At 76.0% G+C, this 22,266-nt stretch carries 25 protein-coding genes; 17 read left to right on the top strand and 8 right to left on the bottom strand.

Annotation, left to right across the window (positions count from 1 at the left end):
* The first annotated feature begins 128 nt into the window (after positions 1-128).
* The 6 genes from WHI96_RS17225 (at position 129) to WHI96_RS17200 (ending at position 4,510) form a co-directional block, all read left to right on the top strand.
* Entirely contained in the window at positions 129-938 is an 810-nt protein-coding gene (locus WHI96_RS17225) for a hypothetical protein (RefSeq protein ID WP_349302406.1), read from the top strand.
* Between the two features lie 127 nt (positions 939-1,065).
* On the top strand, positions 1,066-1,800 hold the full coding sequence (locus tag WHI96_RS17220) for an energy-coupling factor ABC transporter permease (protein ID WP_345646056.1): 735 nt from the start codon (positions 1,066-1,068) through the stop codon (positions 1,798-1,800).
* Positions 1,797-2,087, top strand: coding sequence for an energy-coupling factor ABC transporter substrate-binding protein (locus WHI96_RS17215; RefSeq protein ID WP_020626268.1), 291 nt, complete (start codon positions 1,797-1,799; stop codon positions 2,085-2,087). The genes WHI96_RS17220 and WHI96_RS17215 overlap by 4 nt, the downstream gene beginning before the upstream one ends.
* The gene (gene cbiQ, locus WHI96_RS17210) at positions 2,087-2,818 is read left to right on the top strand and encodes a cobalt ECF transporter T component CbiQ (RefSeq protein ID WP_345646050.1); all 732 of its coding nucleotides are present in this window, start codon (positions 2,087-2,089) and stop codon (positions 2,816-2,818) included. The genes WHI96_RS17215 and cbiQ overlap by 1 nt, the downstream gene beginning before the upstream one ends.
* Positions 2,815-3,663, top strand: a complete 849-nt coding sequence (locus tag WHI96_RS17205; protein WP_345646048.1) for an energy-coupling factor ABC transporter ATP-binding protein — start codon at positions 2,815-2,817, stop codon at positions 3,661-3,663. Before cbiQ ends, WHI96_RS17205 begins: the two co-directional genes overlap by 4 nt.
* Before the next feature lie 4 nt (positions 3,664-3,667).
* Positions 3,668-4,510: an SAM-dependent methyltransferase gene (locus tag WHI96_RS17200; protein WP_345646045.1), complete on the top strand. Its 843-nt coding sequence runs from the start codon at positions 3,668-3,670 to the stop codon at positions 4,508-4,510.
* 6 nt (positions 4,511-4,516) lie between these two features.
* Here the strand turns inward: WHI96_RS17200 and WHI96_RS17195 are convergent, their stop codons facing one another.
* Entirely contained in the window at positions 4,517-5,332 is an 816-nt protein-coding gene (locus WHI96_RS17195; RefSeq protein WP_345646043.1) for a crotonase/enoyl-CoA hydratase family protein, read from the bottom strand.
* Between the two features lie 71 nt (positions 5,333-5,403).
* Here WHI96_RS17195 and WHI96_RS17190 point away from each other — a divergent pair, with 71 nt between their 5' ends.
* The 6 genes from WHI96_RS17190 (at position 5,404) to WHI96_RS17165 (ending at position 10,419) form a co-directional block, all read left to right on the top strand.
* The gene (locus tag WHI96_RS17190; RefSeq protein WP_345646040.1) at positions 5,404-5,796 is read left to right on the top strand and encodes a hypothetical protein; all 393 of its coding nucleotides are present in this window, start codon (positions 5,404-5,406) and stop codon (positions 5,794-5,796) included.
* Between the two features lie 9 nt (positions 5,797-5,805).
* On the top strand, positions 5,806-6,609 hold the full coding sequence (locus WHI96_RS17185; RefSeq protein ID WP_345646037.1) for a TrmH family RNA methyltransferase: 804 nt from the start codon (positions 5,806-5,808) through the stop codon (positions 6,607-6,609).
* A 36-nt stretch (positions 6,610-6,645) separates the two neighbouring features.
* On the top strand, positions 6,646-7,746 hold the full coding sequence (locus WHI96_RS17180; RefSeq protein WP_345646035.1) for a sensor histidine kinase: 1,101 nt from the start codon (positions 6,646-6,648) through the stop codon (positions 7,744-7,746).
* Positions 7,743-8,405: a response regulator gene (locus WHI96_RS17175; RefSeq protein ID WP_345646032.1), complete on the top strand. Its 663-nt coding sequence runs from the start codon at positions 7,743-7,745 to the stop codon at positions 8,403-8,405. Before WHI96_RS17180 ends, WHI96_RS17175 begins: the two co-directional genes overlap by 4 nt.
* Before the next feature lie 99 nt (positions 8,406-8,504).
* Entirely contained in the window at positions 8,505-10,031 is a 1,527-nt protein-coding gene (locus tag WHI96_RS17170; protein ID WP_345646029.1) for a multicopper oxidase family protein, read from the top strand.
* Positions 10,024-10,419, top strand: a complete 396-nt coding sequence (locus tag WHI96_RS17165; RefSeq protein WP_345646026.1) for a hypothetical protein — start codon at positions 10,024-10,026, stop codon at positions 10,417-10,419. Before WHI96_RS17170 ends, WHI96_RS17165 begins: the two co-directional genes overlap by 8 nt.
* Here WHI96_RS17165 and WHI96_RS17160 read toward each other — a convergent pair.
* Entirely contained in the window at positions 10,409-11,983 is a 1,575-nt protein-coding gene (locus WHI96_RS17160) for an AMP-binding protein (RefSeq protein WP_345646023.1), read from the bottom strand. The genes WHI96_RS17165 and WHI96_RS17160 overlap by 11 nt on opposite strands.
* A gap of 113 nt (positions 11,984-12,096) precedes the next feature.
* Positions 12,097-13,305, bottom strand: coding sequence for an MFS transporter (locus WHI96_RS17155; protein WP_345646020.1), 1,209 nt, complete (start codon positions 13,303-13,305; stop codon positions 12,097-12,099).
* Positions 13,306-13,350: 45 nt separating this feature from the next.
* Between WHI96_RS17155 and WHI96_RS17150 the strand changes: the two genes are divergently transcribed.
* A complete protein-coding gene (locus WHI96_RS17150) occupies positions 13,351-14,556 on the top strand; it encodes an ROK family transcriptional regulator (protein WP_345646017.1) in 1,206 nt (401 codons plus the stop codon).
* 10 nt (positions 14,557-14,566) lie between these two features.
* Here WHI96_RS17150 and WHI96_RS17145 read toward each other — a convergent pair whose 3' ends face one another.
* Positions 14,567-16,303: a pyruvate dehydrogenase gene (locus tag WHI96_RS17145; protein WP_345646014.1), complete on the bottom strand. Its 1,737-nt coding sequence runs from the start codon at positions 16,301-16,303 to the stop codon at positions 14,567-14,569.
* Positions 16,304-16,530: 227 nt separating this feature from the next.
* Between WHI96_RS17145 and WHI96_RS17140 the strand changes: the two genes are divergently transcribed.
* Entirely contained in the window at positions 16,531-16,656 is a 126-nt protein-coding gene (locus WHI96_RS17140; protein WP_349302405.1) for a hypothetical protein, read from the top strand.
* A gap of 114 nt (positions 16,657-16,770) precedes the next feature.
* Here the strand turns inward: WHI96_RS17140 and WHI96_RS17135 are convergent, their stop codons facing one another.
* Positions 16,771-17,193 (bottom strand): beta-keto acid cleavage family enzyme, encoded by a 423-nt coding sequence (locus WHI96_RS17135; RefSeq protein WP_345646006.1) that lies wholly within the window; start codon positions 17,191-17,193, stop codon positions 16,771-16,773.
* Positions 17,194-17,338: 145 nt separating this feature from the next.
* On the opposite strand from WHI96_RS17135, the gene aroQ reads away from it, so the two are divergent.
* The 3 genes from aroQ (at position 17,339) to WHI96_RS17120 (ending at position 19,841) form a co-directional block, all read left to right on the top strand.
* A complete protein-coding gene (gene aroQ / locus WHI96_RS17130; protein WP_345646004.1) occupies positions 17,339-17,938 on the top strand; it encodes a gamma subclass chorismate mutase AroQ in 600 nt (199 codons plus the stop codon).
* Positions 17,939-18,036: 98 nt separating this feature from the next.
* Complete coding sequence (locus tag WHI96_RS17125; RefSeq protein WP_345646001.1) at positions 18,037-19,083, top strand: 2,5-dihydroxypyridine 5,6-dioxygenase NicX family protein; 1,047 nt, start codon at positions 18,037-18,039, stop codon at positions 19,081-19,083.
* Positions 19,080-19,841 carry a maleate cis-trans isomerase family protein gene (locus WHI96_RS17120; RefSeq protein WP_459077127.1) on the top strand — a complete coding sequence of 254 codons (762 nt, stop codon included), beginning with the start codon at positions 19,080-19,082 and terminating at the stop codon, positions 19,839-19,841. The genes WHI96_RS17125 and WHI96_RS17120 overlap by 4 nt, the downstream gene beginning before the upstream one ends.
* Before the next feature lie 239 nt (positions 19,842-20,080).
* On the opposite strand, the gene WHI96_RS17115 is transcribed toward WHI96_RS17120, so the two are convergent.
* The 3 genes from WHI96_RS17115 to WHI96_RS17105 all read right to left on the bottom strand — a co-directional run bounded on the left by WHI96_RS17115 (position 20,081) and on the right by WHI96_RS17105 (position 22,244).
* Positions 20,081-20,566 (bottom strand): hypothetical protein, encoded by a 486-nt coding sequence (locus WHI96_RS17115; protein ID WP_345645996.1) that lies wholly within the window; start codon positions 20,564-20,566, stop codon positions 20,081-20,083.
* A gap of 170 nt (positions 20,567-20,736) precedes the next feature.
* Entirely contained in the window at positions 20,737-21,594 is an 858-nt protein-coding gene (locus tag WHI96_RS17110; protein WP_345645993.1) for an alpha/beta fold hydrolase, read from the bottom strand.
* Positions 21,591-22,244, bottom strand: a complete 654-nt coding sequence (locus WHI96_RS17105) for an isochorismatase family protein (RefSeq protein WP_345645990.1) — start codon at positions 22,242-22,244, stop codon at positions 21,591-21,593. Before WHI96_RS17105 ends, WHI96_RS17110 begins: the two co-directional genes overlap by 4 nt.
* Positions 22,245-22,266: the final 22 nt, after the last annotated feature.

Here is a 22,266-nt window from a genome sequence, read left to right as displayed (position 1 = left end):
CGACGACATCAGCGAGACCGTCGTCCCGCGACCCGCGCCCGCACCTCCGCGGCCGGTCGGTGCTCCCACCGGCCGGTCCCGCGTCGTGCCACCGGTCGGCGGTCGCGACGACAGGAGAGGACCCGGGTATGGCCGTGCAGGAGAAGACGTTCGCCACCAAGCGTGACCGCAAGGAGGCGGAGCGGTCGCTGGCCGCGTCCGCCGAGCGCGTCGAGGCGGCGGCCGCCAAGGCGGAGCGGGCCGCTGCGAAGGCGCAGCAGGCCGCGCTCGTCGCGGCCGGTGCCGCCGGTGCCGCCGGTGCCGCCGGTGCCGCCGGTGCCGCCGGTGCCGCCGGTGCCGCCGGTGCCGCCGGTGCCGCCGGTGCCGCCGGTGCCGCCGGTGCCGCCGGTGCGGCCCACGAGGCCGGAACGTCGGCGACGGACGCGAAGGCCGGGAAGAAGGCCGGCGCGAAGGCCGGGAAGAAGGCCGACGCGAAGAAGGGCAAGAAGGGCGGCCGGAAGGCCGTCGAGGCCGCGAAGGCCGACACGAAGAAGGCCCGCCGCGCGGAGGAGAAGAACGCCGAGAAGGCCGTCCGCGCCGCGGAGAAGGCCGAGAAGAAGGCCCGCAAGCAGGCGAAGGCCGAGCGTGCCGAGCAGGAGAAGGCCGCGGCCGCGGAGAAGAAGGCCGCCAAGAAGGCCAAGGCCGCGCGGCTGGAGAAGGTCGCCAAGCGCGACGCCGCCGCGAAGGCGGAGAAGAAGGCCCGCAGGCTGGCGAAGGAGCAGGTCGTCGCCGGCCGGCCGGGCAGTGGGGTCGGTACGCCCGAGACGACGCCCGCCGAGCGGGAGAACCGTCGTCGCGAGGCCGAGCAGGAGGCGGGCCGGCTCGCCTCCGCGGCCGAGCACAAGGCCACCGCCGAGCGCCCCGCCGAGGTGCACCACACCAACGGCCTGCGTCTCTGACGGCACACCGCAGCCACCGGCGACGCCCGGGCCCGGCCGGGCCCGGGCGTCGCCGTGTGTCAGACCTGCACACCTGACGGGATGTTCAGGCTTGCACGATCGAACGACGTGGCCGTAGCGTTCTCCCGTGCACATCGCCGAGGGCTATCTGCCGCCGCTGCACGCGGCGGCCTGGACCGTCGTCGCCGCGCCGTTCGTCGTGCACGGCGCCCGAGCCGTGGTACGCCGCGTGCGGGAGGACCCGGACACCAAGCTGCTGCTCGCCGCGGCCGGCGCGTTCACCTTCGTCCTGTCGGCGCTCAAGATCCCGTCGGTGACCGGGTCGTCGTCGCACCCGACCGGCACCGGGCTGGGCGCGGTGCTGTTCCGACCACCGGTGATGGCCCTGCTCGGGACGGTGGTGCTGTTCTTCCAAGCCGTCCTGCTCGCCCACGGCGGGCTCACCACCCTCGGTGCCAACGCCTTCTCGATGGCGATCGCCGGGCCGTGGATCGCCTACGGTGCCTACGTCGTGGTCCGCAGGCTCGGGGGCTCGCTGGGGCCCGCGGTGTTCGCCGCGGCCTTCCTCGGTGACCTCGGCACCTACACGATCACCAGCGCGCAGCTCGCGCTCGCGTTCCCCGACCCCACTTCCGGCTTCGGCGGAGCCTTCGTCACCTTCGCCTCGATCTTCTCGATCACGCAGATCCCGCTGGCCGTGGCCGAGGGGCTGCTGACCGTGCTCGTCGTGCGGCTGCTCGTGCGCATCACCCCGGACGAGCTGCGCCGCCTCGGCGTGCTGCGCCCGGCCGCGGGCACCGACACCGGCGGCCCCGCCCCGGCCGCGACCGCGCAGGGCCCGGAGAAGGAGGCGTCGGCGTGAGCCGCTCGACCGTCGTGAACATCCTGCTGGTCGTCGCCGTCGTCGCGTTGTTCGCGGTGCCGGTGCTGTTCGTGCCCGGCGAGTACGCCGGGTCCGACGGCCAGGCGGGCGAGGCGATCGAGGCCACCGGCTACCAGCCGTGGTTCAGCCCGGTGTGGGAGCCGCCGTCGGGCGAGATCGAGTCCGGCATCTTCGCGATGCAGGCCGCGGCCGGCGCGGGCGTGCTCGGCTACTGCATCGGCGTCGCCCGCACCCGCAGCCGGGAGAAGGCCGCCCGGCAGACCTGATGCTGCTGATCGACGAGACCGCCCACGCCGGCCGCTGGCGGTCCCGGCACCCCGGGGAGAAGGCGTTCCTCGCCCTGGGGCTGCTGCTGCTCGCCGTCGTGCTCCCGCCGTGGCCGGGGGCCGTGCTGACCGGAGCCGCGGCGCTGGCGCTGCTGCTGGGCGGGGCACGGGTGCCGTGGCGGACCACGCTGCGGCTGCTCGCGCTCCCACTCGGGTTCGTGATCGTGGGAGCGCTGCCGCTGCTCGTGACCGTGGGCGGGGACCCGTGGCTCGCGCTCGCTCCGGGCGGACCGGCCCGGGCGGCCGCGCTCGTCGGGCGCTCGCTGGCGGCGGTGTCCTGCCTGATCCTCTTCGCCGCGACGACACCGCTCGCGGACACCCTGCCCCGGCTGCGGTGGGTGCCGCCGGCCGTCCTGGAGATCACCCTGCTCGTCTACCGGATGCTGTTCCTGCTGCTGGACTCGCTGACCGCGGTCCGGGAGGCGCAGTCCCTCCGGATGGGGTTCCGGACGCGGCGGACCACCTTCCGCTCGCTGGCCGGGCAGGGCGGAGCCGTGTTCGTCCGCGCCTTCGAGCGGGCCCGCCGCCTCGAGGCGGGCCTCGCCTCCCGCGGCTACGACGGCTCGCTGCGCGTCCGGGTACCCACCCGCACCGTCTCGCCCGCCTTCGTCGCGGCGAGCGCGGTGCTGCTCGTCGCCGTCCCGGTCCTGGCCCTGGTGATCGCCGCGTGACCGCGGTCCTGGAGGCCCGCGGGCTGGTCTTCGCCTACCCGGACGGGCCGGTCGTGCTCGACGGGGCGGACCTGGTCGTCGACCCGGGGCGCAGGCTCGCCGTGCTCGGCCCCAACGGTGGCGGCAAGACCACCCTGTTCCGGCTGCTGCTCGGGCTGCTCGCCCCGTCGGCCGGACAGGTCCTGCTCGACGGCGAGCCGGTCCGGCGCACCCGCCGCGGGCTGGTGCGGCTGCGCGAGTCCGCCCAGCTCGTCCTGCAGGACCCCGACGACCAGCTGTTCTCCGCCGACGTCGCGCAGGACGTGTCGTTCGGCCCGCTGAACCTCGGTCTCGACGAGGCCGAGGTCGACGCCCGGGTGCACGACGCGCTGTCCGCCGTCGGCGTCGCCGAGCTCGCCGACCGGCCGACGCACCGGCTGTCCTTCGGGCAGCGCAAGCGGGTCGCGATCGCCGGGGCCCTCGCCGTCCGGCCCCGGGTGCTGGTGCTCGACGAGCCGACCGCGGGTCTGGACCCGGCCGGGGTGGAGGAGCTCGTCGTCGTGCTGGAGGACCTGCAGCGCGCCGGGACCGCGGTCGTGCTGTCCACCCACGACGTCGACCTCGCCCACCGCTGGGCCGACGACGTCGCCGTCGTCGCGCGCGGGCGGGTCCGGCGCGGTCCGGCGGCGGAGATCCTCGGGGACGCCGCGCTCCTCGCCGGAGCCCGGCTCGGTCCGGCCTGGGCACCCGCCGTCGCGCGGCTGCTCGCGCTGGCGGGACACCCCGGCGCGGCCCCCGGCACGGCGGCGGAGCTGCACGAGCTGGTGTCGGGACTTGCGAGCCGGGAGACACCGGCGAGAGGGTGACGCCATGACCGTCCCGGAGCCCCTGCCCGACCCGGCGGACGAGATCGACCTGACGCTCCCCAACCCGGCCCGCGTCTACGACTACATGCTCGGCGGTGCCCACAACTTCGCCACCGACCGGGAGTTCGCCGAGCGCGTGCTCGCCGCGCTGCCCGACACCCGGGAGCTCGCGCTCGCCAACCGGGCCTTCCTCGGCCGCGCGGTGCGGGTGTGCCTCGACCGCGGGCTGCGCCAGTTCCTCGACCTCGGCTCCGGCATCCCCACCGCCGAGCCGGTGCACGAGATCGCCCACCGGGCCGACCCGGCGGCGCGTGTCGCCTACGTCGACGTCGAGCCGGTGTCGGTCGCGATGAGCCGTCAGATCCTGACCGGTGTGGACGGTGCCTCGATCACCGCCGCCGACCTCACCGACGCCGAGGCCGTGCTCGCCGCGCCGGGTGTGGCGGGCCTGCTCGACCCGGCCGAGCCGGTCGCCGTGCTCGCGGTGTCCGTGCTGCACTTCGTCCGCGACGACGACCTGCTCGGCGTCCTGTTCGACCGCTACGCGACGGCGTTCGGGCCCGGCAGCATGCTCGTCGTGTCGCACGGCAGCACCGACGTCGACGACCCGCACACCGCCGAGCGGATGCGCACCATCGAGCGGCTCACCCGGGACACCGCGCAGCCGGCGCGCTCCCGGGACCGGGCCCTGCTGCGCAGGCTGCTCGTCGACCGGCCCGGGCACCGGCTGGAGCTGCTGGAACCGGGCCTGGTCGACGTCAGCGACTGGCGGGCCGAGGACGGGCAGCCGGGCGCCGGGCGCGCCGGGATGTACGCGGTCGTCGGCGAGGTCGTCCCGCGACGGTAGGCCGGGTCAGTCCCGGTAGACGCCCTGGCGCTGCTCCGTGAACGCGCTGACGGCCTCGGTCAGGTCGGCCGAGACCAGCTGGCCGCCGTTCCAGGTGGCGATCTGGTCGAGCCCGTCGGCGACCGAGTGATCGCGGGCGTAGGTGATCGCGTACTTGGTGCCGCGCAGCGCCAGCGGCGACTTCGCGGCCAGCGACGCGGCCAGCCCGGCGACGCCCGCCTCCAGCGCGTCGGCGTCGGCGTACACGCCGTTGACCAGGCGCAGCTCCTTCGCCTCGGTGCCCGGCACCGGCCGGCAGGTGTAGGCCATCTCGCGGGCCACGCCCTCGCCGACGATCCGCGGCAGCCGCTGCAGCACGCCCACGTCGGCGGCCAGGCCCATGTCGACCTCCTTCAGCACGAACGACGCGTCGGCGGTCGCGTAGCGCAGGTCGCAGGCCACGGCCAGGTCCAGGCCGGCCCCGATGCAGACGCCCCGGATCGCGGCGACGACCGGCTTCCGGCAGCGCTCGACCGCGGTCAGACAGTCCTGCAGGGCGAGAATGGTGCGGCGCAGCGCGTCGGCGCCGTGCCCCGTCGAGTCGTCCGACGCGGTCTCGCGCAGCCCGCCCAGCATCGACACGTCGATGCCCGAACAGAAGTGCCGCCCGTTGCCGCTGATCACCACGACCCGCACGGCGGGGTCGGCGTCCAGCTCGCGCACCGCGTCGCGCAGTCCGAACCACATCGGCTCGTGCAGCGCGTTCGCCGCCTTCGGGCGGTCCAGGCGCAGCCGCGCGACCCCGTCCGCCACCTCGACCGCGATCCCCGTCGGTTCACCCATGTCGCGCCACTCCGTCCTCGTCGCCGGTCCTCGCTGCGGAGGCTACCGGTAGGTAACCCCCGGCCGGCAGGATGCGGCGGTGCGGGGCGTCGCTGCTGTTCCTCGACGGGGCCCCGGCGCTGTGGCTGCTGTTCGCGGCCCGGTTCCTGCAGGGGCCGGCGTGCGGTGCGGTGTTCTCGGTGGGCAGCGCCTGGCTGCAGGACCTCGCCGGGCCGGACGGCGCGCCGCGGGCCGCGCGGGCGGCGCCGGTCGCCCAGACCGCCGGCTTCTGCCTCGGGCCGCTGACCTCCGGGCCGCTGCCGCTGGTCCTGCCCTACCTCGTGCACGTGGCGCTGCTGGTGGTGGCGGTCGCCGCGGTGCTCGCCGCCGCGGCCGCGGTCACCGCCGGGTGGCTCGCGGTCCGCTCCGGCGACCCGGACCGGGCACCCGGTCCCGGCCGGTCCCCGGACGCCCCGCCGTCCTAGGCTCGTCGGGTGCCCGACCTGACCAGCACCGCCAACCCGCGCGTCAAGAACCTGGTCCGGCTGCGCACCCGTCGCCACCGCGACGCCGCCGGTGTCACCGTGATCGAGGGGCACGACGAGCTGGCCCTGGCGCTCGACGCCGGCGTCGAGCCGACCGAGGTGTACTGGGCGCCGGACCTGGTGCGCTCCGAGGACCTGCTCGGGCGCATGCCCGGCGCGCGGACGTTCTCGGTGAGCCGCGAGGTGTTCGCCCGCATCGCCTACCGCGAGTCCCCGGACGGCTGGCTCGCCGTCGCCCCGGCCCCCGGGCGCCCGCTCGACGAGCTGGACCTCGGCCCGGACCCGCTCGTGCTGGTCGCCGAGGGCGTCGAGAAGCCCGGCAACGTCGGCGCCATGCTGCGCACCGCCGAGGCGTGCGGGGTCGACGCCGTCGTGATCGCCACCGCCGAGCGCGGGGGCACCGACTTCGCCAACCCCAACGTGGTCCGCGCGTCCAAGGGGACGGTGTTCGCGGTCCCGGTCGCGTCGGCGTCCACCGCGCAGGTGCTGGACTGGCTGGACCGCCGGGGGATCCGCTCGTTCGTCACCACCCCGGCGGGGACGACCGCGCTCGCCGCCACCGACCTGACCGGGCCGACGGCGCTGGTCGTCGGCACGGAGGCGACCGGGGTGACCGACGCGTGGCTGGAGCGGGCCGGGGCCACCGTGGTCATCCCGATGCACGGGCGGGTCAACTCGCTCAACGCCTCCATCGCCGCGGCCGTCGTGCTGTACGAGGCGGTCCGCCAGCGAGCGGGTACGCCGGAACGCTGACGCGCGGGCCGGCCCCGCTGCGTAGCCTGCGCAGCCATGCCCTCTGTGCGCGACGTGCTCGTGGCCCTCGCCGCCTGCGCCGCCGCCGTCGCGGGTGCGCTGCTCGCCGAGCCGTCCGCGCGGCCGCTCCTGCCGTGGGGCGCCCTGCTCGTGGTGGCCGCGGGGGCCGCGCTGTGCTGGCGCTCGCGCCGACCGGTCGCCGTGCTCGTCGCGGTGATGGTGCCGACGGCCCTCTACTACTGGCTCGGCCACCCCGACGGGCCGGCGTCGCTGCTGGTCGCGGTGGCGGTCTACACCGTCGCGAGCCGCGTCCCGTGGCCGCGCGCGGTGCTCACCGGGGTGGTCGTGGTCGTCGTCTGGGCCGGTGCGGACCTGGCGCTGGCCGCGGCCGGCGGGCGGCCCGGGTACGACCACCACTGGTGGATCGCGGCGACCGTCGGGTGGGGCGTCGCGGTCGGTGCGCTGCGCCGGGCCGCGCAGGCCACCGCCGGGCGCGCCGAGGAACGGCTCGCCCGCCGCGTCGAGCAGGAGCGGCTGCGGATCGCCCGCGACGTGCACGACGTCGTCTCGCACAGCCTGTCGATGATCGTCGTTCAGGCCGGGGTCGGTGCGCACGTCGCGGGGCGGCGCCCGGAGGAGGCCGTCGCCGCGCTCGAACGGATCCGCGACACCGGCGCCGCGGCCCTGCGGGAGCTGCGCGGCACGTTGGCGCTGCTGCGCGACGAGGACGAACCGGTCGGCGGCGGCCTGGACCGGCTCGACGAGGTCGTGCACGCCGGGCGCGCCGCCGGGCTCACCGTCACGGTCACCGGGGACCCGGGCCGGTTGCCCGGTGAGGTCGACCGGACGGCGTTCGCCGTCGTCCGCGAGGCGGTGACCAACACCGTGCGGCACGCCCCGTCGGCCACCCGGGTCGACGTGCGGCTCGACCGTCGCCCCGCCGCGCTGCACCTGCGCGTCAGCGACGACGGCGGGCCGCCCGCGCCGCCCGCGGAGCGGGGCCGGCCGGACGGCCAGGGCCTGCGCGGGCTCGCCGAGCGCGCCGCCGCCCTGGGCGGGGAGCTGTCGGCCGCCCCCGCCGCCGGGGGGCACGTCGTGACCGCGACGCTGCCGCTGCGCGGGGAGGCCCCGGCGTGAGCGACGTGCGGGTGCTGGTGGCCGACGACCAGCCGCTGATCCGGGCCGGGCTGCGGGTCCTGCTGGAGACCGAGGACGGCTACGCGGTCGCCGCCGAGGCCGCGGACGGTGCCGAGGCGGTACGCCGCGCCCGCGAGACCCGCCCGGACGTGGTGCTCATGGACGTCCGGATGCCCGGCACCGACGGTCTCGACGCGCTCGAGGCGATCACCGCCGATCCACTCCTGGCGGGCACCCGGGTGATCGTGCTGACCACCTTCGACCTCGACGAGTACGTGTACCGGGCGCTGCGCGGCGGGGCCAGCGGCTTCCTGCTGAAGGACACCGACCCGGTGTCACTGCTGCGGGCGGTCGAGCTCGTGCACGCCGGGGAGGCGCTGCTCGCGCCGTCGGTCACCCGCCGGCTCATCACCGAGTTCGCCCGCAACGGCCCGGCCGCTCCCCGGCCGGCCGAGCGCCTCGCCGTGCTGACCGCCCGCGAGCGGGAGGTGCTCGAGTACGTCGGGCGGGGCCGCACCAACGGTGAGATCGCCGCCGCGCTGGTCATCAGCCCGGCGACCGCCCGCACCCACGTCGGCCGGCTGCTGACCAAGCTCGACGCCCGGGACCGGGTGCAGCTCGTCGTCATCGCGCACGAGACGGGGCTCGTCGGGCGCTGACCCCGAGGTCCCCCCGGGGGGCCTACGTCGGTGCGCGTAGGGCCGGGTGACGTCCGCGGGCCGACGCGCCGGCCGCGGCCCGGCGGCACGCTCGACGCCATGACCTCCGCGTTCGACCGCCGCACCCTGCTGGTGGGCCTCCTCGCCGGCGCGGCTCTGGCCGGGACCGGCATCGCGGTGTCGCCGGGATCCGGGGTACCCCGGTCGGCGCCGCGGCCCGCCCCGCCGCCCCGGCCGCTCGCCGTCCCGCCCCTCGCACCGTCCACCTCGGACGGCGGGGTGCGGACCTTCCGGCTCACCGCCGCCCCGGGGTCCGCCGCCCTCCTCCCCGGCGCCGCGACACCGACCTGGGGCTACGGGCTCCCGTTCGGCGGCCCCACCCTGCGCGCCGCCCGCGGCGAACGGGTCCGGGTGCACGTGACCAACCGGCTGCCGGAGACGACGACCGCGCACTGGCACGGCATGACGCTGCCCGCCGCGGCGGACGGCGGGCCGCACCAGCCGATCGACCCCGGCGCCACCTGGAGCCCGGAGTGGACGGTCGAACAGCCCGCCGCGACGCTCTGGTACCACCCGCACCCGCACGGGGCGACCGAGCGGCACGTGCACCGCGGTCTGTCGGGGCTGTTCCTGCTCGACGACGCCGACGGTCCCGTCACCGCGCTGCCGCACCGCTACGGCCTCGACGACATCCCCGTCGTCGTCACCGACCGGACGTTCACCGCGGACGGCGCGTTCGACGAGGAGCACCGCAGCGCGCACGGCCTGGTCGGGGACACGGTGCTGGTCAACGGCACCGTCGCCCCCTACCTGACCGCGACGACGGCGCGGGTCCGGCTCCGCCTGCTCGACGCCTCACCGGCGCGCAGCTACCGGTTCGCCCGGTCCGACGGGCGCCCGCTGCTGCTCGTCGGCACCGACTCCGGGCTGCTCCCCGCGCCGCTCGCGGTGCCCGACGTGCAGCTCACCCCGGGCGAGCGCGCCGAGGTGCTGCTCGACCTCGAACCCGGGCGGCCGGTGGTGTTGCGCTCCCTGCCGCAGGACCTCGGCGCGGTGTCCGGGACCGAGCGTTCCGCGGGGGCCTCCGACACCCTCGACGTCCTGCGGATCCTGCCCGCGGACGTCCTCGAACCCGCTCCGCCGCTGCCGGAGGTGCTACCGCACGAGCCGGGGCCCGACCCGGCCGCGGTGACCGCGGCACGCCGCCTGGAGCTGGGCGACGACACGATCGACGGGAGGACCATGGACACCGGCCGGATCGACGCGGTGGTCCCCGCGGGGGCCGTCGAGGTGTGGGAGATCGCCAACACCCACACCCGCCCGCACAACCTGCACGTGCACGACGCGCGGGGCCAGGTGCTGTCCGCGGCCGGACGCGACGTGCCCGCGGCGGAGCGGGGTTGGAAGGACACGGTGTACGTCGCGCCGCGGACGACGACCCGGGTGCTGCTGCGGTTCGGGCGGCACACCGACCCGCACACGCCGTACATGTACCACTGCCACCTGCTCTACCACGAGGACCGCGGGATGATGGGCCAGTTCGTGGTGGTGGAGCCGGGCGGGCGCGCCGGACCGGTCCGCACCCGCGCCGGGGTCGGACCGCACGGCGGCGGCCACCATGGGTAGGGCCGTCGCCGCGCTGCCGTTCCGGGTGGTCGCGGTGCTGGGCGGGGTGATGGTGCTCGCCCAGGTGGTGCTGGCAGGGGCGGTCCTCGACGCCGCCGACGGCGCGACGACCGGCCACGCCGGCGTCGGCGGGACGCTGATCGTGGTCGCGATGCTGCAGGCCGTCCTCGCGGTGCCCGCCGCATGGCCGGGCGGGCTGCCCGGCTGGCCGGTCGCGGCGGCCGCCGCGCTCGTCGTCGCCGACATCGCCCAGGTCGCCGTCGGGCACGCCGGCCTGCTGGCGGTGCACGTCCCGCTGGGCGTCGCGATCGTCGCCGGCCAGCTGGTGCTGGCCGGGCGGGCGCTGCTCCCCGCGCGGCGCCCGCGGCCCGCGCCGGTCAGCCGGTGAGCTCGGCGCGCAGCGCCTTCTTGTCGGTCTTGCCGATGCCGGTCAGCGGGATCCGCCCGACGAACTCGATGCTGCGCGGGACGTACATGTCGCCTGCCCGGTCGGCGACCAGCCCGGTCAGCTCGTCCGCGCTCGGCGCCGGGAAGTCGGCGACGACGGCGGCGTGCACGGTCTCGGTGCCGTCGTCGTCGGGCACCCCGAAGACCGCGGCGTGCCGGACGGCCGGGTGCTCCATGAGCAGGTCCTCCAGCTCGGAGGTGTACACGTGCCCGCCCACGACGACGATCATGTCCTTGACCCGGTCGAGCAGGTGCAGGTAGCCGTCGGCGTCCTGGCGGGCGACGTCGCCGGTCCGCACCCACCCGTCGACGACGGTGGCGGCGGTCAGCTCCGGCTGCTTCCAGTAGCCGTCCATCTCCATGCCGGTGCGCACCCACAGCTCGCCGCGCCCGCCGGGCGCGACGGGGGCGCCGTCGGCGTCGCGGATGGAGATCCCGGTGGTCGGGATGGGCCGGCCCACGGTCTCCAGTAGCTCGGGCCGGGTGTGCTCCTCGGGGCTCAGCGCGCTGATCCCACCGGCCTCGGTCTGGCCGTAGAACTGGGCGAGGACCGGGCCGAACCGTTCGACGGCCTGCGCGATCCGGCGCGGCGCGGCGGGCGCACCGCCGTAGACGAGCGAGCGCAGCGACGAGGTGTCGGTGCGGTCGATGTCGGGGTGGTCGAGCAGCCGGTAGATCAGCGGCGGGAGCAGGAAGGTGTGCGTGATGCGCTCGCGCTCGAGCGCCGCGAGGAAGGCGCCGGGCTCGAAGCGGTCCTGCAGCACGACGGTGCCGCCGCCGGTCAGCGTGCGGTCGGCCAACGACCCGCCGACGTGCGCGACGGGGGTGGCGACCAGCAGCCGGGAGCCGGCGTCACCACCGCCGAACCCGCCCCGCCTGCGCAGCTCCGCACCGCGACGGTGGTGGTCGAAGGTGTAGGTGATGCCCTTCGGGTGGCCGGTGGTGCCGCCGGTGTGCCGGATCTGCTCGATCGCGTCCGGCCGGGCGCGGCCCCGCACCGGTGCGGTGGACGCCGTCGCGGCCTCGGCCGTCACGTCGGTGTCGGCGCCGTGCGGGCCGAGCCAGAGCACGTCGACGCCGGGGACCAGCGCGAGGACGGGCTCGGCGGCCGACGCGGCGTCGGCGTCGGCGAGGACGAGCGGCGCCTCGACGTCGTCGACGATGCGGGCCTGCGCGGCGGCGGACAGGCCCTCGTGCGGCTGGGTGATGCCCGCACCGAGCAGCGTCACCGCGCACCGCGCGACGACCGCCTCGGGGGTGTTGCCGGCCAGCAGCGCCACGACCCGGCCCGGCTCGACCCGGCCGTCGAGGGCGTGGGCGAGCCGGTGCACGGAGTCCACGAGCTCGCCCGCGGTGATCCGGCGGTCGCGGTGTAGGAGAGCCTCGCGGCCGCGGTCGGCGGCGAGGGCGTCGAGGAGCTCCTCGACGTCGCTGTGCAGCGTGGTCACGCTGTGCGGGGCGGTGCCGTCGCGCGGGGCGGTGGCGCTGTCCAGACCGGCGGACATGTCCGGGCTCCTCTCGACGAGATCGTTGTCTTACGCAACGATCAACTCGAGGGCAGGCTTCCCGGGGGTGATCTGATCGACACCTCTCGCTCGTGTGACCTGCCTGGCGGTCCTCAGGCGGCCAGGGCGAGCTCCTCGCGCCGCTCGGCGCGCTCCATCCGGACCGCCACCCCCAGCGCGGCCAGCCCCAGCAGCGGCAGGACGGTCGCGACCGCGGCGGGTGCGGTCCAGCCCCATCCGGCGGCCAGCACCAGGGCGCCCAGCGCGGCCCCGAGGGCGTTGGAGACGTTGAACGCGGCGTGGTGCAGGGCCGCGCCCAGGGTCGGGCCGTCGCGCCCGGCGTCCATCAGCCGCGTCGCCAGGGCCGGGGTGGTCGCGGTGGTGGTGAACGCCAGCGCGAACAGCGCCAGCAGGGCGAGCACCGGCGACGACGCCGTCACCGCGAACACCGCCATCGCGACCGCGGCCGAGGCGAGCCCGGCCGCGATCGTGCGCACCGGGGCGGCCTCGGCCAGCCGGCCGCCGACCTGGTTGCCCAGGGTCATGCCGACCCCGAACACCGCCAGTGCGAGCGGCACCGCGGAGACGGCCAGGCCGGACACCTCGGTGAGCACCGGGGTGATGTAGCTGTACACGGCGAACGAGCCGCCGAACCCGGTCGCGATGACCGCCATCGTGATCCAGACCTGGCCGCGGCGCAGCGCCGACAGCTCACCCAGCACCGAGCCGCGGTGCTCGTCGCGCACGTCGGGGACCAGGCGCCACACGGCCAGCATCGTGAGCGCCGCGACGGCCCCGACGGTCAGGTAGGCCGCGGGCCAGCCCGCGTTCTGGCCGAGCCAGGTCGCGCCCGGCACACCGACGATGTTGGCGATCATCAGCCCGCTCATCACCGTCGCGATCGCCCGTGGCCGCCGTTCGCGGGGGACCAGGGAGGCGGCGAGCACCGAGGCGGTGCCGAAGTAGGCGCCGTGCGGGAGGCCGGCCAGGAAACGGGTGGCGACGAAGGTGCCGAAGGTCGGGGCGAACGCCGACGCCACGTTGGTCACCGCCAGCGCGCCCGCCAGGGCCAGGACGAGGTGCTTGCGGGGCCACCGCGCGCCGAGCACGGCGAGCACCGGAGCGCCGACGACGACGCCGAGCGCGTAGGCGCTGATGGCCGTGCCGGCCTGCGGCACGGTGGCGCCGAGGTCGGCGGCGAAGGCCGGCAGCAGACCCATCGAGGCGAACTCGGTGGTGCCGACGGCCAGACCGCCTAGGGCCATCGCGGCGAGCGCGGGCCCGGTGGTGGGAGACTGGGACGAGGTGAGAGCCTTTTTCATCGCGACACGAGGATAAATCCTGGCAGGCCGGAGGTGTCAAACGAGATGACGTCGATGTCGGCCGGTTCACGTCCGAGCACGGAGGGCCCCGGGCGCGCCGAGACCGACCGCTGGCGCGCCACCGCCGAGGTCCTGGACGAGGTCCGCCGCGAACCCGGCCTCACCCGCGTCGAGCTCGCGCGGCGGCTGCGCCTGGCCAGCGGCTCGGCCACCGAGATCGCGGCCCGGCTGCGCGACCTCGGCTGGGTCACCGAGGAGCGCGCCCCCTGCGGCGGCCGCGGGCGGCCGACCACGACCCTGACTCCCAACCCGGACGGGCCGGGCGTCGTCGCGGTCGACGTGCGGTTCGAGGGCTGGCGGGCCGGGTTCGCCGGGCTCGACGGGACCCCGGTCGCGGTGCGCTCGGGGCGGCACCGCCGTCGCGACCCCGACGCCGTCGCCGCGGAGCTGGACGGGGTGGTGGCCGAGCTGGTGGCCGCCGCGGCCGGCCCGGTGGTGGCGGTGGGGATCGGGATCGCCGCGACCGTCGTCGACGAGCACATCGCCGAGGCCGGGGGCGGCCAGGGCTGGAGCCCGCTGGACGTGCGCCGGATCGGCGCCGGGCTGGGGCTGCCGGTGCTGGTCGGCAACGACGCGAACCTCGCCGGCGTCGCCGAGGTCCGCGACGGCGCCGCCGCCGGTGCGCGCACCGCGCTGTTCGTGACCGTCGAGGTCGGCATCGGCGGCGCGCTGGTGCTCGACGGGTGCGCCCAGACCGGCGCCCGGGGCGCCGCGGGGGAGCTGGGGCACCTGCCGTTCGGCGACCCCGGCGCGGGCTGCGTCTGCGGCGCCCGCGGCTGCTGGACGACCGGGGTCGACGGCCGGGCGCTCGCCGTGCTGCTGGGCGAACCACAGCCGGACGCGCCCTACACCTACACCCGCGCGGTCCTCGACCGCGCCGCCGCCGGGGAGCCCGGCCCGTCGGCGGCGGTGACCTCGGCGTCGGCGTCGCTGGCCCGTGGGATCGCCGGGCTGGTCAACGCGCACGACCCGGAGGTGGTCGTGCTCGCCGGGCTCGGGCCCGCGCTGCGGGCCGCGGCGCCGGAGGCGTTCGCCGTCGCCTACGACGCCGGGCTGATGGCCTTCCGCCGCGCCGTCGCGCCGCCGGTGCACGACGACGCGCACGGCGAGGACGGCGTGCTCCGGGGTGCCGCCGCGATCGCGCTGGACCACGCGGTCTCGGCCCCCGGGCTCGCCGCCCGCGCCGGCTGACCCGACCCGCTCAGGGCCGGGGGATCGACCGCAGGTTGCTGCGCGCCAGCTCGACCATCTTCCCGACGCCGCCGTCGAGCACCGTGCGGGTCGCGGCGAGGGCGAACCCGCGGACCTGCGCGGCGGTGATGTGCGGCGGGATGGACAGCGCGTTCGGGTCGGTGCGCACGTCGACCAGGGCCGGGCCGCGGTGGTCCAGCGCCCGGCGCAGCGCGGCGCGCACGTCGGACGGGTCGTCGACGGCCTCGGCGTACAGCCCGGCGGCACGGGCGATCCCGGCCAGGTCGGCCGGGCCGTGGTCGGTCTGGAACGACGGGTAGCCCGCCACCATCATCTCCAGCCGGATCATGCCCAGCGACCCGTTGTTGAACGCGACGACGGTGAGCGGCAGGTCGTGCTCGGCCGCGGTCAGCAGCTCGCCGAGCAGCATGGTCAGCCCGCCGTCGCCGGACAGCGACACCACCTGCCGGTCCGGGTACGCGAACTGGGCGCCGATCGCGTGCGGCAGGGCGCCCGCCATCGTCCCGTGCCGGTAGGAGCCGATGATCCGGCGCCGGCCGTTGGGGGACAGGTAGCGCGCCGCCCACACGTTGCACATGCCGGTGTCGACGGTGGCGACGGCGTCGTCGGCCATCTCCTCGTCGAGGACCGCCGCGACGTGCTCGGGGTGGACGGGACGCAGGTCGGAGACCTTGCGGGTGTAGGCGCCGACCACCTTCTCCAGCGCCTCGGCGTGCCTGCGCAGCATCCGGTCCAGGAAGGAGCGGTCGGTCTTCTCCGCGATCCGCGGCAGCAGCGCGTCCAGGGTGGACGCGGCGTCGCCGTGCACGCCCAGCTCCAGCAACGTGCGACGCCCGAGGTGCGCGGGGTCGGTGTCGATCTGCACGGTCCGCGCCTGCGGCAGGAACGAGTCGTAGGGGAAGTCGGTGCCGATCAGGACGAGCAGGTCGGCCTCGTGCGTCGCCTCGTAGCAGGCGCCGTAGCCGAGCAGCCCGGACATGCCGACGTCGTGGGCGTTGTCGTACTGGATCCACTCCTTGCCGCGCAGCGAGTGGCCGATCGGCGCCTTCACCCGGTCGGCGAGGGCGAGCACCTGCTCGCGGGCGTGCTCGATCCCGGCGCCGACGAACAGGGTCACGGTGTCCGCGGCGTCGACGAGCCGGGCCAGCTCGGCCACCTGCTCCTCCGACGGCGCCACGACGCCGGTGGGCGGGGACAGGTGCGAGGTGCCGGTGTCGTTCGGGGCGTCGAGCGCGCTGACGTCGCCGGGCAGGACCAGCACCGCCACGTCGGACTCGGCGAGCGCGGTCTGCATCGCGATCCGCTGCATCCGGGGCATCTGCTCGGGCCGCGAGATCAGCTCGCAGTACGCCGAGCACTCGGTGAACAGCCGCTCCGGGTGGGTCTCCTGGAAGTAGCCGGTGCCGATCTGGACCGAGGGGATGTGCGAGGCGATCGCCAGCACCGGTGCACCGGTGCGGTGGGCGTCCATCAGGCCCTGGATCAGGTGGGTGTTGCCGGGGCCGCAGCTGCCGGCGCAGACCGCGAGCCGCCCGGTGAGCTGGGCCTCCGCGGCGGCCGCGAGCGCGGCGGCCTCCTCGTTGTGCACGTGCACCCACCGGATGCGGCCGTCGCGGCGGATCGCGTCCGCGATCGGGTTGAGGCTGTCACCCACCAGGCCGTAGATCCGTTCGACGCCGGCCTGGTGCATCAGCTCGATCATCTGGTCGGCCACGGTGCGGCCCATGTCGTTCCTCCTCGCGCTCGGGTGCGAGGGCCGTGTTCCCCCTCCGGGGTCATGTCGAACCGTTGCCGTGTGTGACGGTCCCCGCGCACCGTCCGGCGCACGCGAGGTCACGACTCGGGTATCGGAATCGATTCCCGCGCTGCGGTGGGGGCGGAGTGTGAGTACTTTCCCCTCACATTCCTGGGAGGGGACACGAAATGATCATTCTTGGTCTGATTCTGCTGCTGGTGGGATATTTCGCCGGCATCCAGCTCCTCTACTACCTCGGTGGCCTTCTGGTGATCATCGGTGTGGTCCTGTTGATCCTGGGGGCGATCGGGCGGCCGGTGGGTGGGCGGAAGGCCTGGTTCTGACCGGGCCGGTCGGACCCGGCCGCGGAAATCCGCGGACCGGGTGACGGCCGGCGTCGTCGAATTCTCGACGGGGGTGCGTGTCCGGGTGGACCGGAAACGCACCCCCGTGGTGTGTCACGGCGAAAGGATCACGTGCGCGGCCGAATTCCGAGAATGTCGCGGGCGGCCGCGCTGGGGGGCCGGTGTCGCGCCCACCCGGTCCGGCATGCGGGGTGCGCCGTCGAGCAGTTCCCGGTTCGACGGCGCCGTGCCCCGGCCGTCGTCGAAGTCCTCCAGGTCGATCCGCAGGTGCCCGCCGCGGCGCACCGCCGGCTCGGCCGGCCCCGAGGTGACGACGTCACCGCCCGGCACGGCCACCGACCACGGCGGGCCCGAGGGCTCCAGCCACTCCCGGTGGGCCTCCAGCGCGGCGGGCGTCGGCGGCTCCGGCGCCGCCGCGTCCGGGCAGGTGCCGTCGTCGAGCAGGCCGACGTCGACCGAGCCGGGGTCGACCGGTGTCGGTGCCCGCGCAGGCCCTGCTCCTCGACGTGCGCCCACCGCCGGGTCCCCGGGACGTCGCGGGCCCGGCCGCCGTCGTCGGGTCGAGCGGCGCGTCGGGGTGCGCGGCCAGGACCGGGTCCCGGGCCGCCGGGTGCCGCAGGCGGCGGTGGGGCGCGAGCGCTGCGGTCGTAGGCTCGCCGCTGTGATCGGCAGACGCGGTACCGCACTGGCCGGGTCGCTCCTGGTCCTGGGGCTGCTGGCCGGGTGCGGCGACCAGCCCCTCCCGCTGACCGAGGGGCCGCCCGGCGCGTCCCCGGCCGACGGGCTCATCCGGGTCGTGCAGCTGTCCGCGCAGCGCGCCCAGGTCTCCGACGAGGTCGCGGCGGCGAAGTTCGGCACCGGGGCGGCCGTCACCGACCCGGCGCGGGAGGCGGCCGTCGTCGCCGAGGCGCGGGCGGACGCGACCCGCGACGGCGTCGACCCCGACTGGACGGCCCGGATCGTCGCCGACCAGATCGCGGCGAGCACCCAGGTGCAGAACGACCTGATCCGGCAGTGGACCGACCGGCCCGACACGCGTCCGGCGCAGCGTCCCGAGCTGGCCCGGGTGCGGCCGCAGCTCGACCGGATCGGCGACGAGCTCGTGGCCGCCCTGAAGCTGGCCGGACCGGCCCGGGCGAACGAGGAGTGTCCGTCGACCCTGGCCCAGGCCGCGGTCGAGCAGGCGCAGGGGCTCGACGAGGTCCACCGCAACGCCCTCGGGCGGTCGCTGAAGTCCGTCTGCGACGGCGCCCCCGGCTGATCCGCCCCGTGTGACGGTGCCGTTTCCGCTCGTCGGAAGGTCTTGCGTATCCGGATAGTACGTGCTCGGATTAATGGGACGAGACACGGAGGTGCGCGATGGACCAGAACCTGTTCAACGACATCTGCCTGCAGCAGCTGACGCTGTCGGGCGTGCACGAGGGGGAGACGGTCGTCGTGCTCACCCGGGGCGCGGAGCGGACCGAGTACGCCGACGCGTTCCTCTGGGCGATCCAGAAGCTGGGCGCGACCGGCTACCACATGCGGCTGCCCTCCCCGGCGAGCGCGGGCGGCGCCTGGGCGGTCGGCGACTCCGGGCTGGGGAACATCCCCCTGGCCGTGGACGCCCTCAAGGCCGCGGACATGGTGGTGGACTGCACGTTCCTGCTGTTCAGCACGGAGCAGTTCGCGATCCAGGCCGCGGGCACCCGCATCCTCACCGCGGTCGAGCCGCCCGAGCTGCTGGCCCGGCTGATGCCGACCACCGAGCTGCGCGAACGCGTCGAGACCGGCGCGGAGCTGCTGGCCAAGGCCTCGACCATGCGGATCACCAGCCCGCACGGCACCGACGTGACCTACCAGCTCGGCATGTACCCGACGCTGAGCGAGTACGGCTACACCGACACCCCCGGCCGCTGGGACCACTGGCCCGCGGCGTTCGTGTTCACCGGCGGCTCCGACGACGGCGTCGACGGGAAGATCGTCCTCGCCCCCGGGGACGTGCTGCTGCCGTTCAACACCTACGTGCAGACCCCCGTGGAGATCACCGTCGAGCAGGGCTTCATCCGCGACATCCGCGGCGGCGCCGGCTCCTCCGGTCTCGACGCGGACCTGCTCCGCTCCTACATCGAGAGCTTCGACGACCCGCGCGGCTACGGCATGAGCCACGTCGGCTGGGGCCTCGACGAGCGCGCCCACTGGCACGGCCTGACCCAGTTCGGCGGCGGCATGGGTATGGAGCTGCGCAGCTTCTACGGCAACGTCATGTTCTCCATCGGCCCGAACAACGAGCTCGGCGGCCCGAACGACACCGCCTGCCACTTCGACATCCCGATGCGCGGCAACTCGCTGTTCCTCGACGACGAGCTGATCGTCGACGCCGGCGAGCTGACCGTGCCCGAGATGAGGCCGGTGAACCGCCGATGAGCGGAGACCACCCCCGTGACCATCACGTGGGCATGATCGTGCCGAGCTCGAACCTGACGATGGAGACCGAGCTCCCGCGGATGCTGCGCGCCCGGGAGGACGTGCTGCCCGACGACCGGTTCGTCTTCCACGCGGCGCGGGCCCGGATGCAGCACGTGACCCCCGAGCAGCTGCGCGCGATGAACGCCCAGGCCCAGCGGGCCGCGGCCGAGCTGGCCGACGCCCGGCCGGACGTCGTCGCGACGGCCTGCCTGGTCGCGATCATGGCGCAGGGACCGGGCTACCACTGCACCGCCGAGGACGACATCACCGCCGCGCTGCGGGCCGAGGGCTCCGACGCCCCCGTCGTCTCCAGCGCGGGGGCGCTGCTGTCGGGGATCGCCGCGCTCGGCGCGAAGCGGGTCGCGATCATCACCCCGTACATGGAGCCGCTGACGAAGGCGGTCGTGGACTACCTCGAGGACGCGGGGGTCGAGGTCGTCGACTCGCTGTCGCTGCAGGTGCCCGACAACCTCGCCGTCGCCCGGCTCGACCCGGCCGACCTGCGCGAGCACTGGCGCAGGCTGGACCTGACCGGCGCCGACGCGCTGGTGCTCAGCGCGTGCGTGCAGATGCCGTCGCTGCCGTCGATCGAGGCGGTGCAGGACGAGGCCGGCATCCCGGTGCTGTCCGCCGCCACCGCGACCACGCACCGCATCCTCACCGGGCTCGGGCTGGAGCCACGGGTGCCCGGGGCGGGGGCGCTGCTCGCCGGCTGAGGCCGTGTCCACGCGCGGGGCACCTGCATGATCCTTCTCCGGGGAGTGCGGGCGTCCCCGGAGGGCGCTTCCGGCTCCGCGGAGAAGGATCATGGGATGCCGGCCGCCGGGCGCAGCGGTGCACGCGGCCCGGTGCCGATCACCGCCCGGGCCGGGGACGACGTCCGCTACGCCTGCCGCCGCGGGGTGACGGTGCGCTCCGTCGGGCAGGGCTCGCGCCGGTGGGTGCGTAGGGTCCCTCAGGTCCCGGCGCCGGCGGCCGTCGCCATGCCCTGGGCGGTCTCCTGGACCGCGCGGAAGGCCGGGCCGCAGACGGCGGCGTCGCCCTCGGCGAGGGTGCCCGGGTCGGCCTGGCAGCCCTTCGCGGCGAAGTCGTCCAGCGCCTTCCCGACGAGGTCGGCCTGCGCGGTCGCGGCGGGTGCGTCCTGGCGGACCTGGGGCAGTGCGTTGCGGATCTCGGTGGTGAACCGGCCGCAGCGCGGGAAGACCTTCGCCGGGTCGCTCGACCAGCAGGGGTCCTGGGCGTAGAAGCGGAACTTGGTCCGCAGCGCCTCCAGCCCCGGGGCGCCGACGCGCTCCGAGGCGGTCTGTCCCGGCCAGGGCTCGGCGTCCTTCGCCGACGAGGCGGCGGGACGGTCGGCGGAGCAGCCCGCGAGGAGCAGGGCGGCCACCAGCAGGGTGGCCGCCCGCAGCAGGGAGGTGGTCGGGCGCGGACACGGGTGCACACCGCGACGGTAGGCCCGTCCGATCCGCCCCGCCGCTCCGGCCAGGGTCGTCGAACCGGTTCGGCCGGCCCCGGCAGCCGGCCCGGCGACGGCGCGGCCCGAGAGTGGGGTGGCCCGGGAACGGTGTACCCCGGACCGGTGCCCGGGGCAGCGGCCGGTCCGGGAGCGGGTCAGCCCCGGGCCGGCCCGTCCAGCGCCCCGCGCAGCAGGCCCAGCGCCTCGGCCGGGTTGTCCCAGAACACCATGTGCCCGGCGTCCGGGACGGCGAGGAGCCGGGCGTCGGGCCGGGCGGCGGCGATCTCGGCGACCCCGGACGCGGGCACGACGGGGGAGTCCGCGCCGTACAGCACGGTCACCGGTGCCGGGACGTGCGGCCAGGCGTCGAAGAAGTCCTCGGACTCGAACCCGGCGTGCGTCGCGGCGATCGCCGCCTCGTCGCAGGAGGACAGCCAGCGCGCGCGCAGCTCCTGCTCGCGGCGTGGCCAGCGCGGCCAGGACCGGGCGACCCCGTCGGCGTCGGTGCCGCGCTGCGCCTCGTGCAGCTGGCCCAGGAACGCCTCCAGCGTCGTCGGGTACGGCGCGCGGCCGGGGCCGGACAGCGGCGGGTCGACGAGCACGGCGCCGCCGACCGGCCGTCGCGTCGCGGCGACGGCGGCGATCCGGGCGCCCATCGAGTGCCCGAACAGGACCGTGTCGGGGCCGAGGTCCAGCGCGTCGAGCACGGCCAGGGCATCGCCGGCGTAGTCGTCGAGGGTCCACGAGCCCCCGGTGTCGGACAGCCCGCGGCCGCGGACGTCGAGCACCACCGGGCGGCACAGGTCGACGAGCTCGCGGGCGACGAAGTCCATCGTCACCGCGGGGCTGGTGATGCCGGGCAGGACCAGGACGGGGGCCCCGTCGCCGCCGTAGTCGAGGGTGTGCAGCGCCAGGTCGCCGTGCCGGACCCAGCGGGACACCGCGGGGACGTCGGCGAGGTCGGCGAGCGCGTCCTGGCGGACCTGCCGGACCGGGGTGGACGTGACGGTCACAGGAGTCCCTTCAGGTGGGCGAGCGCGTCGTCGACACCGACCACGTCGCCGTACTTCGCGTGGATGTCGAACAGGTTCGCCTCGTGCGGCCCGGCCGCGCGGTCGCCGACGCACTCCCGCGGCACCAGCACGCCGAACCCGGACTGGACGGCGTCGACGGCGCTCGCGCGGACGCAGCCCGAGGTGGTGGCCCCGCACACGAGCACGGTGTCCACACCGGACGATCGCAGCAGGGTCGCGAGCCCGGTGTCGAAGAACGCCGACGCGCCCTTCTTGGTGAGGGTGTGGTCGGTGCCGCGGACGTCGAGCCGGGGGTCGAAGCCGACGGCGGCCGAGCCCTCGACGAGCGAGCGCATGCCGGGCGCCTTCACCAGCCAGGGCAGGGTGTCGAGCTCGGCGGGGGTGTAGGCGATCGTCGTCCACACCACCGGGGCGCCGAGCGTGCGGGCCGCCTCGACCAGCGTCGAGGTCGCCGCGACGACCTCGGACAGCTCGCTGCCGGTGGGCAGCGCGGGGTCGGTGAACCCGACCGTCAGGTCCACGACGACGACCGCGGGCCGGGTCCCGCGCCGCGCGGCGGCGCCGAACCCGGCGGTCGCGTAGGTCGCGTCGGTACCGGCCCCGTGCAGACCGGTGGGGTGCGGGCTCATGCGGACACTCCGTCCGGGGCGG

It is taken from the genome of Pseudonocardia tropica (assembly GCF_040105315.1).
GTDB classification, from domain to species: domain Bacteria; phylum Actinomycetota; class Actinomycetes; order Mycobacteriales; family Pseudonocardiaceae; genus Pseudonocardia; species Pseudonocardia alni.
Note: the sequence above shows the minus strand (reverse complement) of the source record. Positions and strands in the feature narration are given on the sequence as shown.

Coding starts and splice junctions, on each gene's coding strand:
- WHI96_RS17225 (WP_349302406.1), top strand. CDS start 129: ATGGCCGTGCAGGAGAAGACGTTCGCCACCAAGCGTGACCGCAAGGAG.
- WHI96_RS17200 (WP_345646045.1), top strand. CDS start 3,668: ATGACCGTCCCGGAGCCCCTGCCCGACCCGGCGGACGAGATCGACCTG.
- WHI96_RS17160 (WP_345646023.1), bottom strand. CDS start 11,983: ATGTCCGCCGGTCTGGACAGCGCCACCGCCCCGCGCGACGGCACCGCC.
- WHI96_RS17165 (WP_345646026.1), top strand. CDS start 10,024: ATGGGTAGGGCCGTCGCCGCGCTGCCGTTCCGGGTGGTCGCGGTGCTG.
- cbiQ (WP_345646050.1), top strand. CDS start 2,087: ATGCTGCTGATCGACGAGACCGCCCACGCCGGCCGCTGGCGGTCCCGG.
- WHI96_RS17170 (WP_345646029.1), top strand. CDS start 8,505: ATGACCTCCGCGTTCGACCGCCGCACCCTGCTGGTGGGCCTCCTCGCC.
- WHI96_RS17190 (WP_345646040.1), top strand. CDS start 5,404: ATGCGGCGGTGCGGGGCGTCGCTGCTGTTCCTCGACGGGGCCCCGGCG.
- WHI96_RS17150 (WP_345646017.1), top strand. CDS start 13,351: ATGACGTCGATGTCGGCCGGTTCACGTCCGAGCACGGAGGGCCCCGGG.
- WHI96_RS17180 (WP_345646035.1), top strand. CDS start 6,646: ATGCCCTCTGTGCGCGACGTGCTCGTGGCCCTCGCCGCCTGCGCCGCC.
- WHI96_RS17120 (WP_459077127.1), top strand. CDS start 19,080: ATGAGCGGAGACCACCCCCGTGACCATCACGTGGGCATGATCGTGCCG.
- WHI96_RS17145 (WP_345646014.1), bottom strand. CDS start 16,303: ATGGGCCGCACCGTGGCCGACCAGATGATCGAGCTGATGCACCAGGCC.
- WHI96_RS17155 (WP_345646020.1), bottom strand. CDS start 13,305: ATGAAAAAGGCTCTCACCTCGTCCCAGTCTCCCACCACCGGGCCCGCG.
- WHI96_RS17105 (WP_345645990.1), bottom strand. CDS start 22,244: ATGAGCCCGCACCCCACCGGTCTGCACGGGGCCGGTACCGACGCGACC.
- WHI96_RS17195 (WP_345646043.1), bottom strand. CDS start 5,332: ATGGGTGAACCGACGGGGATCGCGGTCGAGGTGGCGGACGGGGTCGCG.
- WHI96_RS17125 (WP_345646001.1), top strand. CDS start 18,037: ATGGACCAGAACCTGTTCAACGACATCTGCCTGCAGCAGCTGACGCTG.